This is a genomic window from Mycobacterium xenopi (assembly GCF_009936235.1).
Classification (GTDB): Bacteria; Actinomycetota; Actinomycetes; order Mycobacteriales; family Mycobacteriaceae; genus Mycobacterium; species Mycobacterium xenopi.
Genome location: NZ_AP022314.1, coordinates 3,184,592 through 3,201,110 on the forward strand (window position 1 = coordinate 3,184,592; position 16,519 = coordinate 3,201,110).

15 protein-coding genes and 7 pseudogenes are annotated in these 16,519 nt (G+C 66.8%); 12 read left to right on the forward strand and 10 right to left on the reverse strand.

Going from position 1 to position 16,519, the window contains the following annotated elements:
- Positions 1–33: 33 nt before the first annotated feature.
- Positions 34–1,325, forward strand: a pseudogene (locus MYXE_RS14950) (ArsB/NhaD family transporter).
- Between the two features lie 76 nt (positions 1,326–1,401).
- Positions 1,402–1,685, forward strand: a pseudogene (locus tag MYXE_RS14955) (response regulator transcription factor); the annotation flags it as partial.
- A gap of 18 nt (positions 1,686–1,703) precedes the next feature.
- Here MYXE_RS14955 and MYXE_RS14960 read toward each other — a convergent pair.
- On the reverse strand, positions 1,704–2,897 hold the full coding sequence (locus MYXE_RS14960) for a class I SAM-dependent RNA methyltransferase (protein ID WP_085193875.1): 1,194 nt from the start codon (positions 2,895–2,897) through the stop codon (positions 1,704–1,706).
- Positions 2,898–2,905: 8 nt separating this feature from the next.
- The gene (locus MYXE_RS14965) at positions 2,906–4,900 is read right to left on the reverse strand and encodes an APC family permease (RefSeq protein ID WP_085193772.1); all 1,995 of its coding nucleotides are present in this window, start codon (positions 4,898–4,900) and stop codon (positions 2,906–2,908) included.
- Positions 4,901–5,031: 131 nt separating this feature from the next.
- Here MYXE_RS14965 and MYXE_RS14970 point away from each other — a divergent pair, with 131 nt between their 5' ends.
- Entirely contained in the window at positions 5,032–5,700 is a 669-nt protein-coding gene (locus MYXE_RS14970) for a potassium channel family protein (protein WP_003919090.1), read from the forward strand.
- Complete coding sequence (locus MYXE_RS14975; protein WP_003919091.1) at positions 5,697–6,395, forward strand: potassium channel family protein; 699 nt, start codon at positions 5,697–5,699, stop codon at positions 6,393–6,395. Before MYXE_RS14970 ends, MYXE_RS14975 begins: the two co-directional genes overlap by 4 nt.
- Here MYXE_RS14975 and MYXE_RS14980 read toward each other — a convergent pair.
- Both MYXE_RS14980 and MYXE_RS14985 read right to left on the reverse strand, forming a co-directional pair.
- A pseudogene (locus tag MYXE_RS14980) lies at positions 6,310–6,893 on the reverse strand (DUF3159 domain-containing protein). The gene MYXE_RS14975 and the pseudogene MYXE_RS14980 sit on opposite strands and share 86 nt — an antisense overlap.
- Positions 6,894–7,015: 122 nt before the next feature.
- Positions 7,016–7,384: an OB-fold nucleic acid binding domain-containing protein gene (locus MYXE_RS14985; RefSeq protein ID WP_003919093.1), complete on the reverse strand. Its 369-nt coding sequence runs from the start codon at positions 7,382–7,384 to the stop codon at positions 7,016–7,018.
- Between the two features lie 178 nt (positions 7,385–7,562).
- Here MYXE_RS14985 and MYXE_RS24595 point away from each other — a divergent pair.
- Positions 7,563–8,224 (forward strand): annotated as a pseudogene (locus MYXE_RS24595) (alpha/beta hydrolase).
- An 11-nt stretch (positions 8,225–8,235) separates the two neighbouring features.
- Here the strand turns inward: MYXE_RS24595 and MYXE_RS24600 are convergent.
- Together MYXE_RS24600 and dut are read right to left on the reverse strand one after the other, a co-directional pair.
- Positions 8,236–8,987 (reverse strand): annotated as a pseudogene (locus MYXE_RS24600) (DUF3710 domain-containing protein).
- Between the two features lie 53 nt (positions 8,988–9,040).
- Positions 9,041–9,505: a dUTP diphosphatase gene (dut, locus tag MYXE_RS14995; protein WP_003919096.1), complete on the reverse strand. Its 465-nt coding sequence runs from the start codon at positions 9,503–9,505 to the stop codon at positions 9,041–9,043.
- A 25-nt stretch (positions 9,506–9,530) separates the two neighbouring features.
- On the opposite strand from dut, the gene MYXE_RS15000 reads away from it, so the two are divergent.
- Positions 9,531–10,007 (forward strand): DUF3093 domain-containing protein, encoded by a 477-nt coding sequence (locus MYXE_RS15000; protein ID WP_003919097.1) that lies wholly within the window; start codon positions 9,531–9,533, stop codon positions 10,005–10,007.
- 13 nt (positions 10,008–10,020) lie between these two features.
- On the opposite strand, the gene MYXE_RS15005 is transcribed toward MYXE_RS15000, so the two are convergent.
- Complete coding sequence (locus MYXE_RS15005; RefSeq protein WP_003919098.1) at positions 10,021–10,323, reverse strand: DUF4193 domain-containing protein; 303 nt, start codon at positions 10,321–10,323, stop codon at positions 10,021–10,023.
- A 163-nt stretch (positions 10,324–10,486) separates the two neighbouring features.
- Between MYXE_RS15005 and cei the strand changes: the two are divergent.
- Positions 10,487–11,139: pseudogene (gene cei / locus MYXE_RS15010) on the forward strand (envelope integrity protein Cei).
- Between the two features lie 6 nt (positions 11,140–11,145).
- Here the strand turns inward: cei and MYXE_RS15015 are convergent.
- Positions 11,146–12,021: an inositol monophosphatase family protein gene (locus MYXE_RS15015; protein WP_003919100.1), complete on the reverse strand. Its 876-nt coding sequence runs from the start codon at positions 12,019–12,021 to the stop codon at positions 11,146–11,148.
- 123 nt (positions 12,022–12,144) lie between these two features.
- Between MYXE_RS15015 and ppgK the strand changes: the two genes are divergently transcribed.
- The 3 genes and pseudogenes from ppgK to MYXE_RS15030 all read left to right on the forward strand — a co-directional run bounded on the left by ppgK (position 12,145) and on the right by MYXE_RS15030 (position 15,114).
- The gene (gene ppgK / locus MYXE_RS15020) at positions 12,145–12,912 is read left to right on the forward strand and encodes a polyphosphate--glucose phosphotransferase (RefSeq protein WP_085193762.1); all 768 of its coding nucleotides are present in this window, start codon (positions 12,145–12,147) and stop codon (positions 12,910–12,912) included.
- Positions 12,913–13,257: 345 nt separating this feature from the next.
- Positions 13,258–14,660, forward strand: a pseudogene (locus tag MYXE_RS15025) (RNA polymerase sigma factor); the annotation flags it as partial.
- Positions 14,661–14,700: 40 nt separating this feature from the next.
- A complete protein-coding gene (locus tag MYXE_RS15030) occupies positions 14,701–15,114 on the forward strand; it encodes a RidA family protein (RefSeq protein ID WP_085193873.1) in 414 nt (137 codons plus the stop codon).
- Here MYXE_RS15030 and MYXE_RS15035 read toward each other — a convergent pair.
- Complete coding sequence (locus MYXE_RS15035; protein ID WP_039889475.1) at positions 15,063–15,422, reverse strand: DUF952 domain-containing protein; 360 nt, start codon at positions 15,420–15,422, stop codon at positions 15,063–15,065. The two genes, MYXE_RS15030 and MYXE_RS15035, sit on opposite strands and share 52 nt — an antisense overlap.
- A gap of 128 nt (positions 15,423–15,550) precedes the next feature.
- On the opposite strand from MYXE_RS15035, the gene MYXE_RS15040 reads away from it, so the two are divergent.
- Positions 15,551–15,748 (forward strand): DUF7455 domain-containing protein, encoded by a 198-nt coding sequence (locus tag MYXE_RS15040; protein WP_003919105.1) that lies wholly within the window; start codon positions 15,551–15,553, stop codon positions 15,746–15,748.
- A gap of 13 nt (positions 15,749–15,761) precedes the next feature.
- Here MYXE_RS15040 and MYXE_RS15045 read toward each other — a convergent pair whose 3' ends face one another.
- Positions 15,762–16,001, reverse strand: coding sequence for a DUF3039 domain-containing protein (locus MYXE_RS15045; RefSeq protein WP_003919106.1), 240 nt, complete (start codon positions 15,999–16,001; stop codon positions 15,762–15,764).
- 74 nt (positions 16,002–16,075) lie between these two features.
- Between MYXE_RS15045 and MYXE_RS15050 the strand changes: the two genes are divergently transcribed.
- Entirely contained in the window at positions 16,076–16,480 is a 405-nt protein-coding gene (locus tag MYXE_RS15050; protein WP_003919107.1) for a DUF3099 domain-containing protein, read from the forward strand.
- Positions 16,481–16,519 lie beyond the last annotated feature (39 nt).

Sequence of the window (16,519 nt, forward strand, 5' to 3'; positions counted from 1 at the left end):
CCGATGCGCGACGGTCAATCGGCGTAACCGCCGATGAGCGCCGTCGCGGTCGCGGTGTTCGTGGTCGCCTATGCACTGATCGCCAGCGATCGCATCGACAAGACCGTGGTTGCCCTGGCCGGTGCCGCCGTCGTGGTCACCTTGCCGGTGATCAACTCCGCCGACATCTTCTACTCCCATCGGACCGGAATCGACTGGGACGTCATCTTTTTGCTGCTCGGCATGATGGTCATCGTCAGCGTGCTGCGCCAGACCGGCGTCTTCGAATACGTCGCGATCTGGTCGGCCAAACGAGCCAAGGGCTCCCCACTGCGCATCATGATCCTGCTGGCGCTGGTCATGGCGGTGGGATCGGCGCTGCTGGACAACGTCACCACCGTGTTGCTGATCGCGCCGGTCACCTTGCTGGTGTGTGACCGGCTAGCGATCAACGCGGCGCCGTTTCTGATCGCCGAAGTGTTCGCGTCCAACATCGGCGGCGCCGCGACGCTGGTCGGTGACCCGCCGAACATCATCATCGCCAGCCGGGCCGGGCTGACGTTCAACGACTTTCTGCTGCACATGGCGCCGATCGTGCTCATCGTCATGGTGGTGTTCGTCGCGCTGTTACCGCGGCTGTTCGCTGGCTCGTTCGACGTCGATGCCCAGCGAGTCGCCGACGTGATGTCGCTGGACGAGGGGGGAGGCCATCCGCGACCGAGGATTGCTGGTGAAATGCGGCGTGGTGCTGGCACTGGTGTTCGCCGCATTCGTCGCCCATCCGGTGCTGCACGTGGAGCCGTCGCTCGTGGCCCTGCTGGGTGCCGGGCCTCCTGGTCGTGATATCGGGGCTCGAGCGCTCCGACTATCTGGCCAGCGTCGAATGGGACACGCTGCTGTTCCTTGCCGGCTTGTTCGTGATGGTCGGCGCCCTAATGAAAACCGGTGTTATCGACAAGCTGGCACACGCGGCCACCGAGGTGACCGGCGGCAACGCGCTGTTCACCGTGATGCTGATCCTCGGGGTATCCGCACCCGTGTCGGGCGTCATCGACAACATTCCCTATGTCGCCACCATGACACCGATCGTCAGCGAACTGTCCGCCGCGGTGCCGGCGCATCCTCACCCTGACGTGTTGTGGTGGGCCCTGGCGCTCGGCGCCGACTTCGGCGGCAACCTAACCGCTGTCGGGGCCAGCGCAAACGTCGTCATGCTCGGAATCGCCCGTCACGCAGACAATTCCATTTCGTTTTGGGAGTTCACCCGCAAAGGCGTTGTGGTCACGGCGGTCTCGCTTGTCCTCGCCGCGGTCTACCTGTGGGTGCGCTATTTCGTCTGGGCCTGAGCACATTCCGGTGGCCACGAAATGCGTCTAAGGGCGCCGTGACGGCGTTCCCCGATACGATGTCGCTTGCCAGCGGCGCGATGACCTCGAGGCGTGTCGGGCAACGATGCGCGGTGAGCCCTTTCTGCGGTGAGCGCGCTGATCCGGGAATTCCTGCACCGGACACAGCGCTCAGACGGGTTGCCGGACACCATTCTCACACCCCGCGAAGAAGAAGTGCTGAAACTGATCGCGAAAACCCTTGGCATCAGCGCCAAGACGGTAGACCGGCATCGGACAAACACGCTGCAAAAGCTTGGCCTGCGCGACCGACTGGCACTGACGCGCTACGCGATCAGAACCGGCCTGATCGAACCCTGACGATAGCAGTCGCAGCCTCTAGCGGGTCAGCAGCGCCACACACTCCACGTGATGGGTCAGCGGGAAGGCGTCGAACACCCGCAGCCTCTCGACCGTGTAGCCGTGACCGCGGTACAGACCGATATCACGGGCGAATGATGCTGCCTCGCAACCGATGTGCACGACCCGTTGCACTCTCGCATCAGCCAGCAGCTCGATGACCTCACGACCTGCGCCCGAGCGCGGTGGGTCGAGCACTGCCACGTCAGCGGCCACCGATTGCGCCGCCAGCGCGCGGCGCACCGAATCGGTGATCACATGCACTTGCGGCAGGTCGGCCAGCGCCGCGCGCGCGGCCCGCGACGCTGCCCGAGCGGTGTCGACGCTCAGCACCCGCCCCGACTCCCCCACCGCCGCAGCCAGCACCGCCGCGAATAGGCCCGCGCCGCCGTAGAGGTCCCAGGCCGTCGTCCCGGCAGCGGGCTGCGCCCAGTCGCGCACCATGGCGCTGTAAACCTGCGCCGCGTCGCGGTGGGCCTGCCAGAACGCGGTCACCGGCACCCGCCAGGTGCGCCCGGCCGCTCGCTGCACCGCCTGAGATCCGCCCTCGACCACCTCCGCGAGGGTTCTGCGCCCCCGCTTGGCTGTGCACACCACATGCCGCTGCCGGTCGTCGTCGACGGCGACATGCACATGCGCGCCCGGCGGCCAGTCGGCTGACGCCAAACCGTCGGTCATCCCGGCCGGTAGCTGCCCGCAGCGCAGGTCGGTGACCAGTTCGTCGCTGTGGTAGCGATGAAAACCGGCCCGCCCGTCATCCCCCACGTCGAGCCGCACCCGGGTTCGCCAACCGGTCGGACCGGCCGCGCCGAGGGGTTCGGCTTCGCCGTGCCAGCGGTAGCCACCCAGGCGGGCCAGCTGGTTGCTGACCACGCGTCCCTTGAGGTCGCGCGCCGCCTCCGGGCGGGCGAACGCCAGATCGCAACACCCGGCGCCCTCGACCCCGGCGATCGGGCACAGTGACGGGACCCGATCGGCCGACGGGTCGATCACCTCGACGGTCTCGGCGTGCCAATAGGAGCCACGGTCGGCGGTGACCCGTACCCGCACCCGCTCACCGGGCAGCGCGTAACGCACGAACACCACCCGACCCTCGTGACGTGCCACGCAACTGCCGCCGTTGGCCGGAGCGCCGGTGGTCAACGTCAGCTCCGAACGTGGGGTTCCGGTCAACTCGCCGATCAATCGAAAATACCCCGTCGGGCGTCGCCCGGAGCAGCGTGCGGCTGCAGTGTCTTGACCCGCTCCGACGAACTCAGTTGCCAGGGAACCGAAGTCACCATCACATTCGGCATGAACAGCAGCCGGCCCTTGAGCCGAAGCGCACTCTGGTTGTGCAGCAACTGCTCCCACCAGTGCCCCACCACGTACTCCGGAATGAACACAGTCACCACGGTCCGCGGCGACTCCTTGCTCACCCGCTTCACGTAATCCAAAACCGGGCGGGTGATTTCACGATAGGGCGACGCGATCACCTTGAGCGGCACGCTGATATCGCTGTCCTCCCACTTGCGCACCAACTCACGGGTTTCGGCGTCGTCGACGCTGACGGTGACGGCCTCCAGGACATCCGGCCGGGTCGCTCGCGCGTAGGCCAGCGCACGCAGTGTGGGCAGGTGCAACTTCGACACCAACACCACGGCGTGGTTGCGGCTGGGCAACACCACCTCCTTGTCGGCGGCGGCCTGCTCTTCCAGTTCCTGGCTCACCGTGTTGTAGTGCCGGCGGATCAGCTTCATGATCACGAACAGCGAGCCCATCGCGAAAACCGCAATCCACGCCCCGGCAAGGAATTTGGTGATCAGAACCACGAACAGCACAGTGCCGGTGGACAAGAAGCCGACCGTGTTCACCACCCGGGAGCGCATCATCTTGCGCCGCAGCGCAGGGTCGGTTTCGGTCCGAAGTAACCGGGTCCAGTGCCGAACCATCCCGATCTGGCTCAAGGTGAACGAAATGAATACGCCGACGATGTAGAGCTGAATCAGCGCAGTCACCTGTGCACGGAACGCGATGATCGCCGCTAGGGCGGCCACCGACAAGAACACGATGCCGTTGGAGAAGGCCAACCGATCCCCACGGGTATGCAATTGGCGCGGCAGGTAACTGTGCTGCGCCAGCACGGAACCCAGCACGGGGAAGCCGTTGAACGCAGTGTTGGCCGCCAGCACCAGGATCAATGCCGTCACCGCAGCGATCAGCAGCAACCCGAGGTGGAAGCTGCCGAACACCGCCTGCGCCAACTGAGCGACCAAAGTCTTTTGGTGATACCCGGGCGGCGTGCCGGTCAGCTGTTTGGCCGGGTCATCGACAACCTGCACGCCGGTCTTCTCGGCCAGCACGATGATGCCCATAAACAGGGTCACCGCGATGGTGCCCAACATCAGCAGTGTCGTTGCGGCGTTGCGGGACTTGGGTTTCCGAAACGCTGGTACCCCGTTGCTGATTGCCTCCACCCCGGTCAGTGCCGCGCATCCCGACGAGAACGACCGTGCCACCAAAAACATCAGCGCGAAACCGGCGATCTTGCCGTGCTCGGCATGCATCACAAATCCGGCGGACTCGGCCCGCACCGGATCACCCAGCGCGTAGATGCGGAAAAGCCCCCAGCCGAGGATGATGAGCACCCCGGCGATAAACGCGTAGGTGGGGATCGCGAACGCCACCCCGGACTCCCTTACGCCGCGCAGGTTCATCGCCATGACCAAAAGGATCGCGCTCACCGAGAACAGCACGGTGTGGTCGGCCACGAACGGGATGGCCGAGCCGATGTTCGACATCGCCGACGCCGTCGAAACCGCAACGGTCAGAACATAATCCACCATCAGAGCGCTGGCCACCAGCAGACCGGCGTTGTCACCGAGGTTGGTGGTCACCACTTCGTAGTCGCCGCCGCCCGAGGGATAGGCATGCACGTTCTGCCGGTAACTGGCCACCACCACCAGCAAGACGACCGCCACCGCCAGGCCGATCCACGGTGTCATCGAGTAGGCGGCCAACCCGGCCACCGACAGCATCAGGAAGATCTCCTCGGGGGCATACGCCACCGAGGACAGCGCATCCGAGGCGAACACCGGCAACGCGATCCGCTTGGGCAGCAGGGTGTGGCTTAGCCGATCGCTGCGGAACGGTCGACCCAGAACCAACCGGCGCGCCGCGGTCGAGAGTTTGGACACGAGAGCCAAGGGTATGCGCATGCGGCTCTGGCGGTAGCGTTCCCTAGGAGGGGACATGTTCCGGCTCACATCGGCGAGCTCACGGCTGCCGACAGGGCCCCGAGCAAAGGCTGCCGCCGAAAGGACCTCAGGTGCGGGTAGTAGTGATGGGGTGCGGCCGGGTGGGGGCCGCCGTGGCCGACGGGCTATCCCGTATCGGCCACGATGTCGCGATCATCGACCGTGACAGCACCGCTTTCAACCGGCTCAGCCCGGATTTCGCGGGCGAACGGGTGCTGGGCGTGGGGTTCGACCGCGACGTGTTGCTGCGCGCGGGCATCGAGGAAGCGGGCGCGTTCGCCGCGGTGTCATCCGGGGACAACTCGAATATCATCTCCGCCCGGCTGGCCCGCGAGACATTCGGTGTGCCGCGGGTGGTCGCGCGGATCTACGACGCCAAGCGTGCCGCCGTCTACGAGCGGCTTGGCATCCCCACCATCGCCACCGTGCCGTGGACCACTGACCGGCTGCTCAATGCCCTGCTGCGGGAAAGCGAAACCACCAAGTGGCGCGACCCCACCGGTACCGTCGCCGTCGTTGAACTTGTCGTACACGAAGACTGGGTGGGCCACCGCATCACCGATCTGGAAGACGCCACCGGGGCACGGGTCGCGTTCATGATCCGGTTCGGAAGCGGGCTGCTGCCCGAACCCAAGACCGTTATCCAGGCCGGCGATCAGGTCTATGTCGCCGCGATAGCCGGACGCGCCGCCGAGGCCCAAGCGATCGCCGCCCAGCCACCAAGTGAGGACCTCGAATGAAAGTCGCGATCTCCGGAGCCGGCGCGGTCGGCCGTTCGATCGCCCGGGAACTCATCGAAAGCGGTCATGAGGTGACGTTGATCGAACGCAACGTCGACCACGTCGACGTCGACTCGGTGCCGGCCGCGCACTGGCGGTTGGGCGACGCCTGTGAGCTCAGCCTGTTGGAGTCGGTGCATCTCGAGGAGTTCGACGTCGTGGTCGCCGCCACCGGTGATGACAAAGCCAACGTGGTGCTGAGCTTGTTGGCCAAAACGGAATTCGCGGTGCCCCGCGTGGTAGCGCGGGTCAACGATCCGCGCAACGAATGGCTGTTCACCGACGCCTGGGGCGTCGACGTCGCGGTGTCGACCCCGCGGATCCTGGCGTCGCTCGTCGAAGAAGCAGTCGCGGTCGGCGACCTGGTGCGGCTGATGGAGTTCCGCAAGGGCCAAGCCAACCTGGTCGAGATCACGCTGCCCGACGACACCCCGTGGGGCGGCAAGCCGGTGCGCAGGCTTCAGCTGCCGCGCGATGCCGCGCTGGTGACGATACTGCGGGGGCCGCGGGTCATCGTGCCCGCCGCCGACGAGCCGCTGGAAGGCGGCGACGAGCTGCTCTTCGTTGCGGTCACCGAGGTGGAGGAGGAGTTGCGTCGGCTGCTGCTGCCGGAACACCAGCCTGCGCCGGACGCATCGCACGTTGGGCAGCCTTGATCGCCGCGTAGGTCGCCATCGCCGCCGCGACGCTCAACGGCCAGCCCATCGCGATGCGAGCCACGCCCAGCCAGCCGGTCTGGTCGGCGTCGTAGAGCAGCCGCTGCACCACGAACCGCGCACCGAATACCAGCACCCAGGCCAGGGTCGCGGCGTCGAACGCCAACACCGCACGGCGTACCCGCCGCCAGCCGCGGTCCTGCCCGCTCGCCCAGCTCCACAGGTAACCGACCAGCGGCCGTCGGATCAGCACCGACACCGCGAAGATCACCGCCCACAGCAGCGAGGTCCAGATGCCCAGCAAAAAGTAGCCCTTCGATTCCCCGACCGCGTAGGCAAACACCGCGCAGCAAGCGACCCCGAAGAAGCCGCCACCGCCGGCTGCGTCGATTCCCGTCGGACCAGGCGCCACAGCAAGACCAGCGCCGCGGTGCCGAGCGCGGCGCCGATCGCGGGCAGCAACCCGAACACGCTGGAGACGCCCACAAACACCACCACCGGCAGCGATGAGTAGACCAGCCCACTGGCCCCGCCCAGCTGTGCCAGCAGGCGCTGGTCGGCGCTGCGCTCGACCGCCATGGTTTACCCCCTCGGATGGGGCGCCGTCGTGTGCGGTCCCCTCACCGCTGGATTTCGTAGCGCGGGTTATACATCGCCTTGGCGCCGCTTTCCAGCGTGCCCAGCCGGCCGTGCACCCGCAATGTGCGCCCCGACTCGATGCCGGGTATCCGGCGCTGGCCCAACCACACGAGGGTCACGGTGTCGGTGCCGTCGAACAATTCGGCGCGAACGCCGCCCGCGCACCCCTTGGCATTGGCTTCCACGCTGCGCAACGTGCCCACCATCGTGACCTCCTGGCCGCGCTGGCAGTCGATGGCCCGCTGGGCCCCGGTGGTGACGGCTTCGTCGGACAGCTCCTCGACGTCGAGTTGCTCGGGATCCTCCGTCAACCGCCGGGTGAGCCGGCGCAGATAACTCTCGGCCGTCATGGCCTCTCCTGACACGTCAGCCAGTCCATCGTGGACGCCATCCATTAATGCCAACGGACACCGTAGACCTGTTGGTTCCCCAATGCCACGCACTCCCCGGGGGTTGGTTGGAGTACCCGTAATCGCCAGGCAGTATCGGGGCGTGGCTGTGAATTTGCGCGGCGTCAGGGCCGTGTTGTTGCCCGGGACCGGCTCCGACGACGACTACGTCGCGCGGGCGTTCCGCGGGCCGCTGCACGAGGCCGGTGCGGTGGTGCAAGCCCACCGGCCGCAGCCCAGCCGCCTGGTCGACGGGTATCTGGCTGCCATGGACACCGCGGCGCGCCACGGCCCGATCGTGGTCGGCGGGGTGTCGATCGGTGCGGCGGTGGCGGCCGCCTGGGCACTGGCTAATCCCGATCGCGCGGTCGCGGTGATGGCGGCGCTGCCCGCATGGACCGGGGCGCCGGCGACGGCACCCGCCGCCGACGCGGCACGGCATTCGGCGCAGCAGCTGCGCCGCGACGGGTTGGTGGCGGCGACGGCGCAGATGCGCGCGTCCAGCCCGCGCTGGCTCGGTGACGAATTGGCCCGGTCGTGGCTGAGCCAGTGGCCGCAGCTGCCCGACGCGATGGAGGAAGCGGCCAGCTATGTCGCGCCGACCTGCGCCGAACTGGCCCGGCTGGTTGCACCGCTGGCGGTGGCCGCTGCCACGGACGACCCCATCCACCCGCTCGACGTCGGTGTCGAATGGGTCCGTGCCGCGCCGCGCGCGCGTTGCGGACAGTGACCCTGGATCAAATCGGCGCCGAGCCCGCCACTTTGGGCGCGGCCTGCCTGGCCGCGCTCGCCGACCTGTAGACGCGGTCGGGTCAGCCGCTGGTGCTGCTGCGCAGCTGTTGCATCGCCGAGCCGCCGGCGCTGCGCCGCGGCCCTTGCTGGGGGCGGCGGGCTGCTGCGCCGCGGCCTGCTGAGCGGCCGCAGCCTCACGCAGCTGCGCCGCCATCGGTTCGGGCAGCTGGATAGGCAACGGCGTGCGCACCGGCAGCGGGGTGTTGCCACGGCGAACCACGGTGTCCGTCAAGGCAGCACGGGCCTCCTCGGTCAATGCGTCGACGGTTTCGTGCGAACCGTTGACCACGCACCGGATCATCCAGCGGTAGCCGTCGACCCCGATGAACCGGACCGCACCGGCCGCGACGCCGACCACTTCACGGCCCCACGGACCGTCTTGGATCGAGACTTTGACCGAGTCTTTGCGCAGCGACTCGGCAAGCTCAGCGGCCACCTCGCGCCACAGGCCGCCGGTCTTCGGCGCCGCATACGCCGCGATGGTAAAGCGGCCGTTGGGCGTGACGACCCACACCGCGCTCGGAACACCGGCCTCGGTCAGCTCGACCTGCACCTGACCCGCCGCCGGCATGGGTATCAATACCGAGCCGAGGTCGAGGCGGGCCAGTTCGGCGTCCGCTGGATCGTCGAAATCTTCGATGTCGAACGGACCGGTCAGCTCTTCGGATGGCCCGGGCTCGACCGCTTCGCTTTGCGGCGGTGCGGTCGTCGGCTCGGGTTCGACGACACCGTCGCTATTGGCAGTTTTGGATCTGCGTTTACCGAATGCCATAGCCAGCGCCGCTCCTCCTGCTCATCGCTTCGCTTTGCATCGTCGCAGGCGGGTCACAGACTCGCGTGTCCGCCGGAGGAACCGTGGCCACCGTCGCCGCGGGATGTCCCGGCCAGCCCGGCCTCGTTGAACGACGAGACCTCGACAAGCTCGACCAGCTCCACCCGCTGCACCAGCAATTGGGCGATGCGGTCACCGCGATGCACAACGATCGGCGTGTCCGGGTCGAGGTTGATCAACGCCACTTTGATCTCACCGCGGTAGCCGGCGTCGATGGTGCCCGGACTATTAACAATCGAAAGCCCTACGCGCGCAGCTAAACCCGAGCGCGGATGCACCAAGCCGACCATGCCGTGCGGGATGGCAACCGCGATCCCGGTACGCACCAGCGCGCGCTGACCCGGTGCCAGCTCGACATCCTCGGCGCTGTAAAGATCCACGCCGGCGTCACCGTCGTGGGCCCGGCTGGGCAGGGGAAGTTCGCGGTCCAAGCGGACAACCGCCAGACTGGTCGACACGGGGCCACAGACTACTCTTGACCGGGTGTCCGGGGCGCGCGTCGCACCGCACAGCGTGCGGTACCACGAGCGATTGTGGGTGCCGTGGTGGTGGTGGCCGCCGGGTTTCGCGCTGGCCGCGCTCATCGCGTTCGAAGTCAATCTCGGCATACCCGGCCTGCCCGACTGGCTACCGTTCGTCGCGTTGTTCGCGGTGGCCGCCGGGGCGCTGTTGTGGTTGGGACGCTTCGAAATCCGGGTGACCGTCGGCGACAACGGCGTCGAATTGTGGGCCGGCCAAGCACACTTACCGGTCACCGCGATCGCACGCTCCGCCGAGATCCCGCGCTCGGCCAAGTCCGCGGCCCTCGGGCGCCAGCTGGATCCCGCGGCGTACGTGCTGCATCGGGCCTGGGTTGGGCCGATGGTGCTCGTGGTGCTCGACGACCCCGACGATCCGACGCCGTACTGGCTGGTGAGTTGCCGTCACCCGGATCGGGTGCTCTCGGCATTGCGCAGTTGACCTGCCCGCCCGGTCAGGCCGCGCAGTCGGTACAGATCATCACGCCGTTCTTCTCACTGGCCAACCGGCTGCGGTGCTGCACCAAGAAACAACTCGAGCAGGTGAACTCGTCGGCCTGCTTGGGAATCACACGCACGGACAGCTCTTCGCCGGACAAGTCCGCGCCGGGCAGTTCGAAGGATTCAGCGGACTCCGATTCGTCGACGTCGACCACGGCCGACGCCGCTTCGTTTCGCCGTGCTTTGAGCTCCTCCAGCGAGTCCTCGGAAACGTCATCGGTCTCGGTGCGCCGTGGGGCGTCATAATCGGTAGGCATTTCGCATCCCCTCGTTACCTTGCCAAGCAACGCTTTGTACCAGCGTCGAACGCATCCACCAAACGATTCGTGCCCGTATCGCCGTGTGTTCAAGTGTGATTTACATCACACACCCAGTCTGCCCTCGGTGGGCGGTTTTAAACATCGCGTTTAGAGTGCGAACGTGGTCGCGCAAATCACCGAAGGCACCGCTTTCGACAAGCACGGCCGGCCCTTTCGACGACGCAATCCTCGGCCGGGCCATCGCCCTGCTGCTGGTTCTGCTGGTCGCGACGGCCGTGGTGTGGACGATGGCGCTCACCCGCTCATCCGAGGTCCACGAGATCACGGCGTGCAATCCGCCCCCGCGCCTGACCACTGGCGAACAGCCGCGGCTAGGCGAGCAAGTGCCTCGAAGCGCGATGACGAACGTCACCCCGGCCAAACTCGCCGAAACCAAGATCCACGTGCTGAACGCCAGCGGGCGGGGCGGTCAGGCCGCCGACGTCGCGGATGCCTTGCGCGATCTCGGTTTCGCCCAGCCGAGCGCCGCCAACGACCCGGTTTACGCGAACGGCCCGGCTGAACTGCCAGGCGCAGATCCGGTTCGGTGAGGCGGGCCAAGCGTCGGCGGCCGCCGTGTGGCTGGTTGCGCCGTGTGCCGAACTGTTCCGCGATGACCGCGCCGACGATTCCGTCGACCTCGCGCTTGGCACCGACTTCACCACGCTGGCGCACAGCGATGACATCGAGACCGTGCTGGCCAGTCTGCGCCCGGGCGCAACCGAGGAGTCCGATCCCGCGCTGATCTCGAAGATCCACGCCAACAGCTGCTGAGGTGCGCTAGTCGCGGATGGGCTGCAGGCCGTCGAACTGCTCGAGCGCGGCCAACAGTTGGTCGGCGATTCCCGGTGCGGCTGCGACCACCAAACCCCCGGTGCCGCCCGGCCCATCCGGTGCTGGCACCACGACCCGCGCGCCGGCCTCCGCGGCGATCAACGCCCCGGCCGCGCAGTCCCACAGGTGCAGCCCGTGTTCGTAGTAGGCATCCAGCCGGCCCGCTGCGACCATGCACAAATCCAGTGCGGCCGAACCGATGCGACGCACATCACGAACGATCGGCAGCATCCGGGCCAACAGCGCCGCCTGCGCAGCGCGGCGCCGCCTGGAGTACCCGAATCCGGTGCCAAGCAACGCCAACGACAGGTCCTCGACCGCCGTGCAGCGCAGCGGGCGGGTCCCCTGTTCGTCGGTGACGTGTGCCCCGAGCCCGGCGCCCGCCGAATACACCCTGCCGGCGGCGACGTCGGCGACCGCACCGGCCACCGAGACGCCGTCCACCTGCGCAGCAACCGACACCGCATACGCAGGGATGCCGTAGACGAAGTTCACCGTGCCGTCGATGGGATCGAGCACCCACCTGACAGCGCCGTCAGCGGCGGTGGCGGGATCGGCTGGTCCGCCCCCCTCCTCACCGAGAATCAGGTCGGCGGAACGCAGTTGCGCCAGCCGGTCGCGCAGCAGCCGCTCGGTCTCGGTGTCGACCACGGTCACCGGGTCGGTCGGCGTGCTTTTGGTCCGCACCGGCGCGTCGCCGGCATCGGGAGCGCCGGCGCCGAATACTTCGCCACGGCGACGCCGCACGAACGCAGCGGCCTCCGCGGCCAGCGTTTCGGCCAGCGAACGCAGCTGCGCCGGCTGGTTGTCAGTGCTCGTCACCGGTCTATCGCACCACAGCGGTCGACGGCGAGTGGTCGTGCGCCGTCTGACCAGCAGTTCTACCCAGGTCCGCGTGGTCGTCGGGCTAAGGTGTGGGCAGCCACCTCTCGTCGAGGAGATCCGATGACCAGCAGCACACAGCCGCAACGCGGGTTCGGCGTCGACGTCGGCGGCAGCGGCATCAAGGGCGGCGTTGTCGACCTGGCCACCGGGGCGCTCATCGGCGACCGGTTCAAACTGAGCACCCCCCAACCTGCCACTCCGGCGGCGGTGGCCAAGACGATTGCGGCGATTGTCAACGAGTTCGGTTGGTCGGGGCCGCTCGGCGTGACCTACCCCGGGGTCGTCACCGAGGGTGTCGTGCAGACCGCGGCCAACGTGGACAAGTCGTGGATCGGCATCAGCGCGCGCGACGTCATCAGCACCGAACTCAACGGCCAACAGGTCACCGTGCTCAACGACGCCGACGCGGCGGGGCTAGCTGAAGAACGCTACGGCGCCGGCAAAGACAAATCCGGCGTCGTGGTGTTACTCACCTTCGGAACCGGGATCGGGTCGGCGGTCATCCACAACGGAAAGTTGCTGCCCAACACCGAATTCGGACACCTCGAGGTGGGTGGCAAGGAGGCCGAGCACCGGGCGGCGTCATCGGTCAAGGAAAGGCGCGGCTGGAGTTACAAGAAATGGGCCCGGCAGGTCACCAAGGTGCTGGTGGCGATCGAGAATGCGATGTGGCCTGACCTGTTCATCGTCGGCGGCGGCATTAGCCGCAAGGCCGACAAGTGGGTGCCGCTGCTCACCAACCGGACCCCGGTGGTGCCGGCCGCCTTGCAGAACACCGCCGGCATTGTCGGCGCGGCAATGGCGGCGACCACAGACGTCACGCATTGAAATTGCCCGCTCAGCCGGGTCGGAGCGCGGGCTGTCGTTACAATGGTCAGCGGCGGCCGCCTGAACCGATAGCGGCGCGTATCCACGCCGACATTCGACATAACCGATACTTTCGGTCAAGCACGCCCAAGCGCACCGGAAGTGAGTCCGACCGAAGGGGTGTACGTGGCAGCGACCAAGGCAAGCCCGTCAACCGATGAGCCGGTGAAACGCACCGCCACCAAGGCCCCCGCCAAGGCCGGGGCAAAACGGTCCGCAGCGAAGTCCACCCACGGCTCCGCCGCTACCACGCGGACCGCTAAGAACACCACCCGCGCTAGCAAGACAACTCCACGCGCCGCGAAGGCGGCGGCGCCAAACGCGCCGAGACCACGAAAGCCCAAGCCACGAAAAAGAGCCGCACCCCGGCCAAGGCTGCCACCCCCACATCGGCGCGAAGCCGCGCCACGAAGAAGACCGCCGCGCCAAAGGATGTCGAAGTCGTTGCCGACGCGCTGGATTCCGCGGTCGATGATCTCGACGTGGAACCGGACCTCGAGGGGGAACCGGACGCCGACATCGAACCCGAGGACCTCGATATCGATGCCGCTGACCTGAGCCTCGACGACCTCGAAGACGTCGCAGCCGAAGGTGCGGACGTCGACCTCGACCAAGCCGACACCGACGACGTCGACGTGGCCGCGCCCACCATGGCCGTTGATGACACCGTCGACGAGGACGAAGAGATCGCTGAGCCAAGCGAAAAGGACAAGGCTTCAGGCGATTTCGTCTGGGATGAAGACGAGTCGGAGGCGCTGCGCCAGGCGCGCAAAGACGCCGAACTCACCGCATCGGCGGACTCGGTTCGCGCCTACCTGAAGCAGATCGGCAAGGTGGCGCTCCTCAACGCCGAGGAAGAGGTCGAGCTGGCCAAGCGGATCGAGGCCGGCCTCTACGCCAGCCAGCTGTTGGCCGAGACGGCCGAGCGCGGCGAGAAGCTGCCGACCGCGTTGCGGCGCGACATGATGTGGATCTGCCGCGACGGCGACCGGGCGAAAAACCATCTGCTGGAAGCGAATTTGCGTCTAGTGGTCTCGCTGGCCAAACGTTACACCGGCCGCGGCATGGCGTTTTTAGACTTGATTCAGGAAGGCAACCTGGGGCTGATCCGCGCGGTCGAAAAGTTCGACTACACCAAGGGATACAAATTTTCCACCTACGCCACGTGGTGGATTCGCCAGGCCATCACCCGGGCGATGGCCGACCAGGCACGCACCATCCGGATACCGGTGCACATGGTCGAGGTGATCAACAAGCTGGGCCGCATTCAGCGTGAGCTGCTGCAGGATCTGGGCCGTGAACCCACTCCGGAGGAGCTCGCCAAAGAAATGGACATCACGCCGGAGAAGGTTCTGGAAATCCAGCAATACGCCCGGGAACCGATCTCGCTCGACCAGACCATCGGCGATGAGGGCGATTCGCAGCTTGGCGATTTCATCGAGGACAGCGAAGCCGTGGTGGCCGTCGACGCGGTGTCGTTCACTCTGCTGCAGGACCAATTGCAGTCGGTGCTGGAGACGCTCTCCGAGCGGGAAGCCGGCGTAGTACGGCTGCGCTTCGGTCTCACCGACGGCCAACCGCGCACGCTTGATGAGATCGGCCAGGTCTACGGGGTCACTCGGGAACGCATCCGCCAGATCGAGTCCAAGACGATGTCGAAGCTGCGTCACCCCAGCCGTTCCCAAGTGCTGCGCGACTATCTGGACTGAGAGCTGGATCGAAGGCGGTGTGGCTGCCTACGGTGACCGCATGCCAGCCAACCGCATTCACGTGTCGACGGGTTCGGATTTCGAGACAACCGTCGGCTATTCCCGAGCGGTACGTGTCGGCCGACACGTCGCCGTCGCCGGCACCACCGGTGCCGGACCAGCCGATGACATTGGCCTTCAGACCCGAGATGCCTTGCGCCGCATTGAGTTTGCTTTGAAAGAGGCCGGCGCGTCGTTGACCGACGTTATCCGCACCCGCATCTACGTGACCGACATCTCGCGCTGGCGGGAGGTCGCCGCGGTGCATGCCGATGTGTTCGGCGAGATCCGCCCGGTGGCCACCATGGTCGAGGTCTCGGCTCTCATCTCCCCTCACTTGCTGGTCGAAATCGAGGCCGACGCCTATGTCGAGTCGTCCAGCGGCGGGAATGCGCCGTCCGGGCCGGGCCGGTAAGCGGTGACGTTGATCACAGCGGCGACCGGCAAGGGGCCATACAGGTGCGGGAACAACATCGACGCCGGGTCCGTTGACTCGCCTCGCTCCCAACGCACCGGTGAATCGAGCCGGCCCGGATCGATGTGCAGCAGCACCACGTCCTGACGCCCGCGATAAAGCCGGTTGGCGGGCAGGTGGACCTGCTGCGGCGTCGACAAATGGACGAAACCCGCGCTGGCCAGCGAGCCCGGGCGAACGTATCCGCAGTCCTGAGCAGACGACCACTCAAGCGCCGGGCACAGATGCACCAGCACTCCAGGTTTCACGCCACCACCCTGCCCGGAGAGCAACCGCAGCGGGCGTGAGAAACGACACAGCGGGTAACCACTGGGGAACAACGCGGAAGCCCGCAACGTCTGAGACAGTAAAGATACGCCAGGAACGGGGAGAAGCTATGAACGCCACATTGACCAGTCCGGAACTCACCAGGGCTGATCGGTGCGATCGGTGCGGCGCCGCCGCCCGTGTGCGTGCCAAGCTTCCGTCCGGCGCTGAGCTTCTTTTCTGCCAGCATCACGCCAAAAAGCACGAAGCCAAGCTGACCGAGATGTCTGCGGTGCTAGAAGTCAGCGGCGCGCCGCTCGAGCCGTAAAACGACGAGCGGGTCAGTCCTTTTTGAGCCTGTCGTAAATTCGCTTGCACTCCGGGCAGACCGGAGAGCCCGGCTTCGCCGAGCGGGTGACCGGAAACACCTCACCGCACAAGGCGACGACATGGGTGCCCATCACCGCACTCTCAGCGATTTTGTCCTTTTTGACGTAGTGGAAGTACTTAGGGGTGTCGCTGCCGGTCCCGTCGTCGACGCGTTCGTCGGTGTCGGTGCGTTCGATCGTTTGGGTCTGCATAGCTCATATTGTGCCGGAAACCGGCTGCCGAAACCGGTTGTGCCGTGATCCGCCAAGTATGGGACAGTGGAGAAATGAAGCACGGCTCGGAGCCGGGTTTCGACGACGATGGTCGACCAGTCCTCATCACCGCCGCCGCGCCGCCATACGAAGTGCAGCACCGCGAGCGGGTGCGCAAGTACCTCACGCTGATGGCGTTTCGGGTCCCGGCACTTGTTTTAGCGGCACTCGCCTACGGCATGTGGCACAACGGCTTGATCTCACTGCTGATCGTGGCCGTCTCGGTGCCGTTGCCGTGGATGGCGGTGTTGATCGCCAACGACCGGCCGCCGCGCCGCGCCGACGAACCCCGGCGCTTCGACAGCACGCGGCGCCGCACGCCGCTATTCCCGACCGCCGAACGTCCAGCGCTCGAGCCACGCAGACCGTCGACGCCGCAACCGGAGTCGCCACCGCCGGCGCATGGCGGTTCCGCATAACCGGTCACTCGCCGCAGTTCTCAGGACATTCTCAGGTCG

Coding starts and splice junctions, on each gene's coding strand:
- MYXE_RS14975 (WP_003919091.1), top strand. CDS start 5,697: ATGAAAGTCGCGATCTCCGGAGCCGGCGCGGTCGGCCGTTCGATCGCC.
- MYXE_RS14985 (WP_003919093.1), bottom strand. CDS start 7,384: ATGACGGCCGAGAGTTATCTGCGCCGGCTCACCCGGCGGTTGACGGAG.
- MYXE_RS15005 (WP_003919098.1), bottom strand. CDS start 10,323: ATGCCTACCGATTATGACGCCCCACGGCGCACCGAGACCGATGACGTT.
- ppgK (WP_085193762.1), top strand. CDS start 12,145: ATGACCAGCAGCACACAGCCGCAACGCGGGTTCGGCGTCGACGTCGGC.
- MYXE_RS15030 (WP_085193873.1), top strand. CDS start 14,701: ATGCCAGCCAACCGCATTCACGTGTCGACGGGTTCGGATTTCGAGACA.
- MYXE_RS15040 (WP_003919105.1), top strand. CDS start 15,551: ATGAACGCCACATTGACCAGTCCGGAACTCACCAGGGCTGATCGGTGC.
- MYXE_RS15045 (WP_003919106.1), bottom strand. CDS start 16,001: ATGCAGACCCAAACGATCGAACGCACCGACACCGACGAACGCGTCGAC.
- MYXE_RS15050 (WP_003919107.1), top strand. CDS start 16,076: ATGAAGCACGGCTCGGAGCCGGGTTTCGACGACGATGGTCGACCAGTC.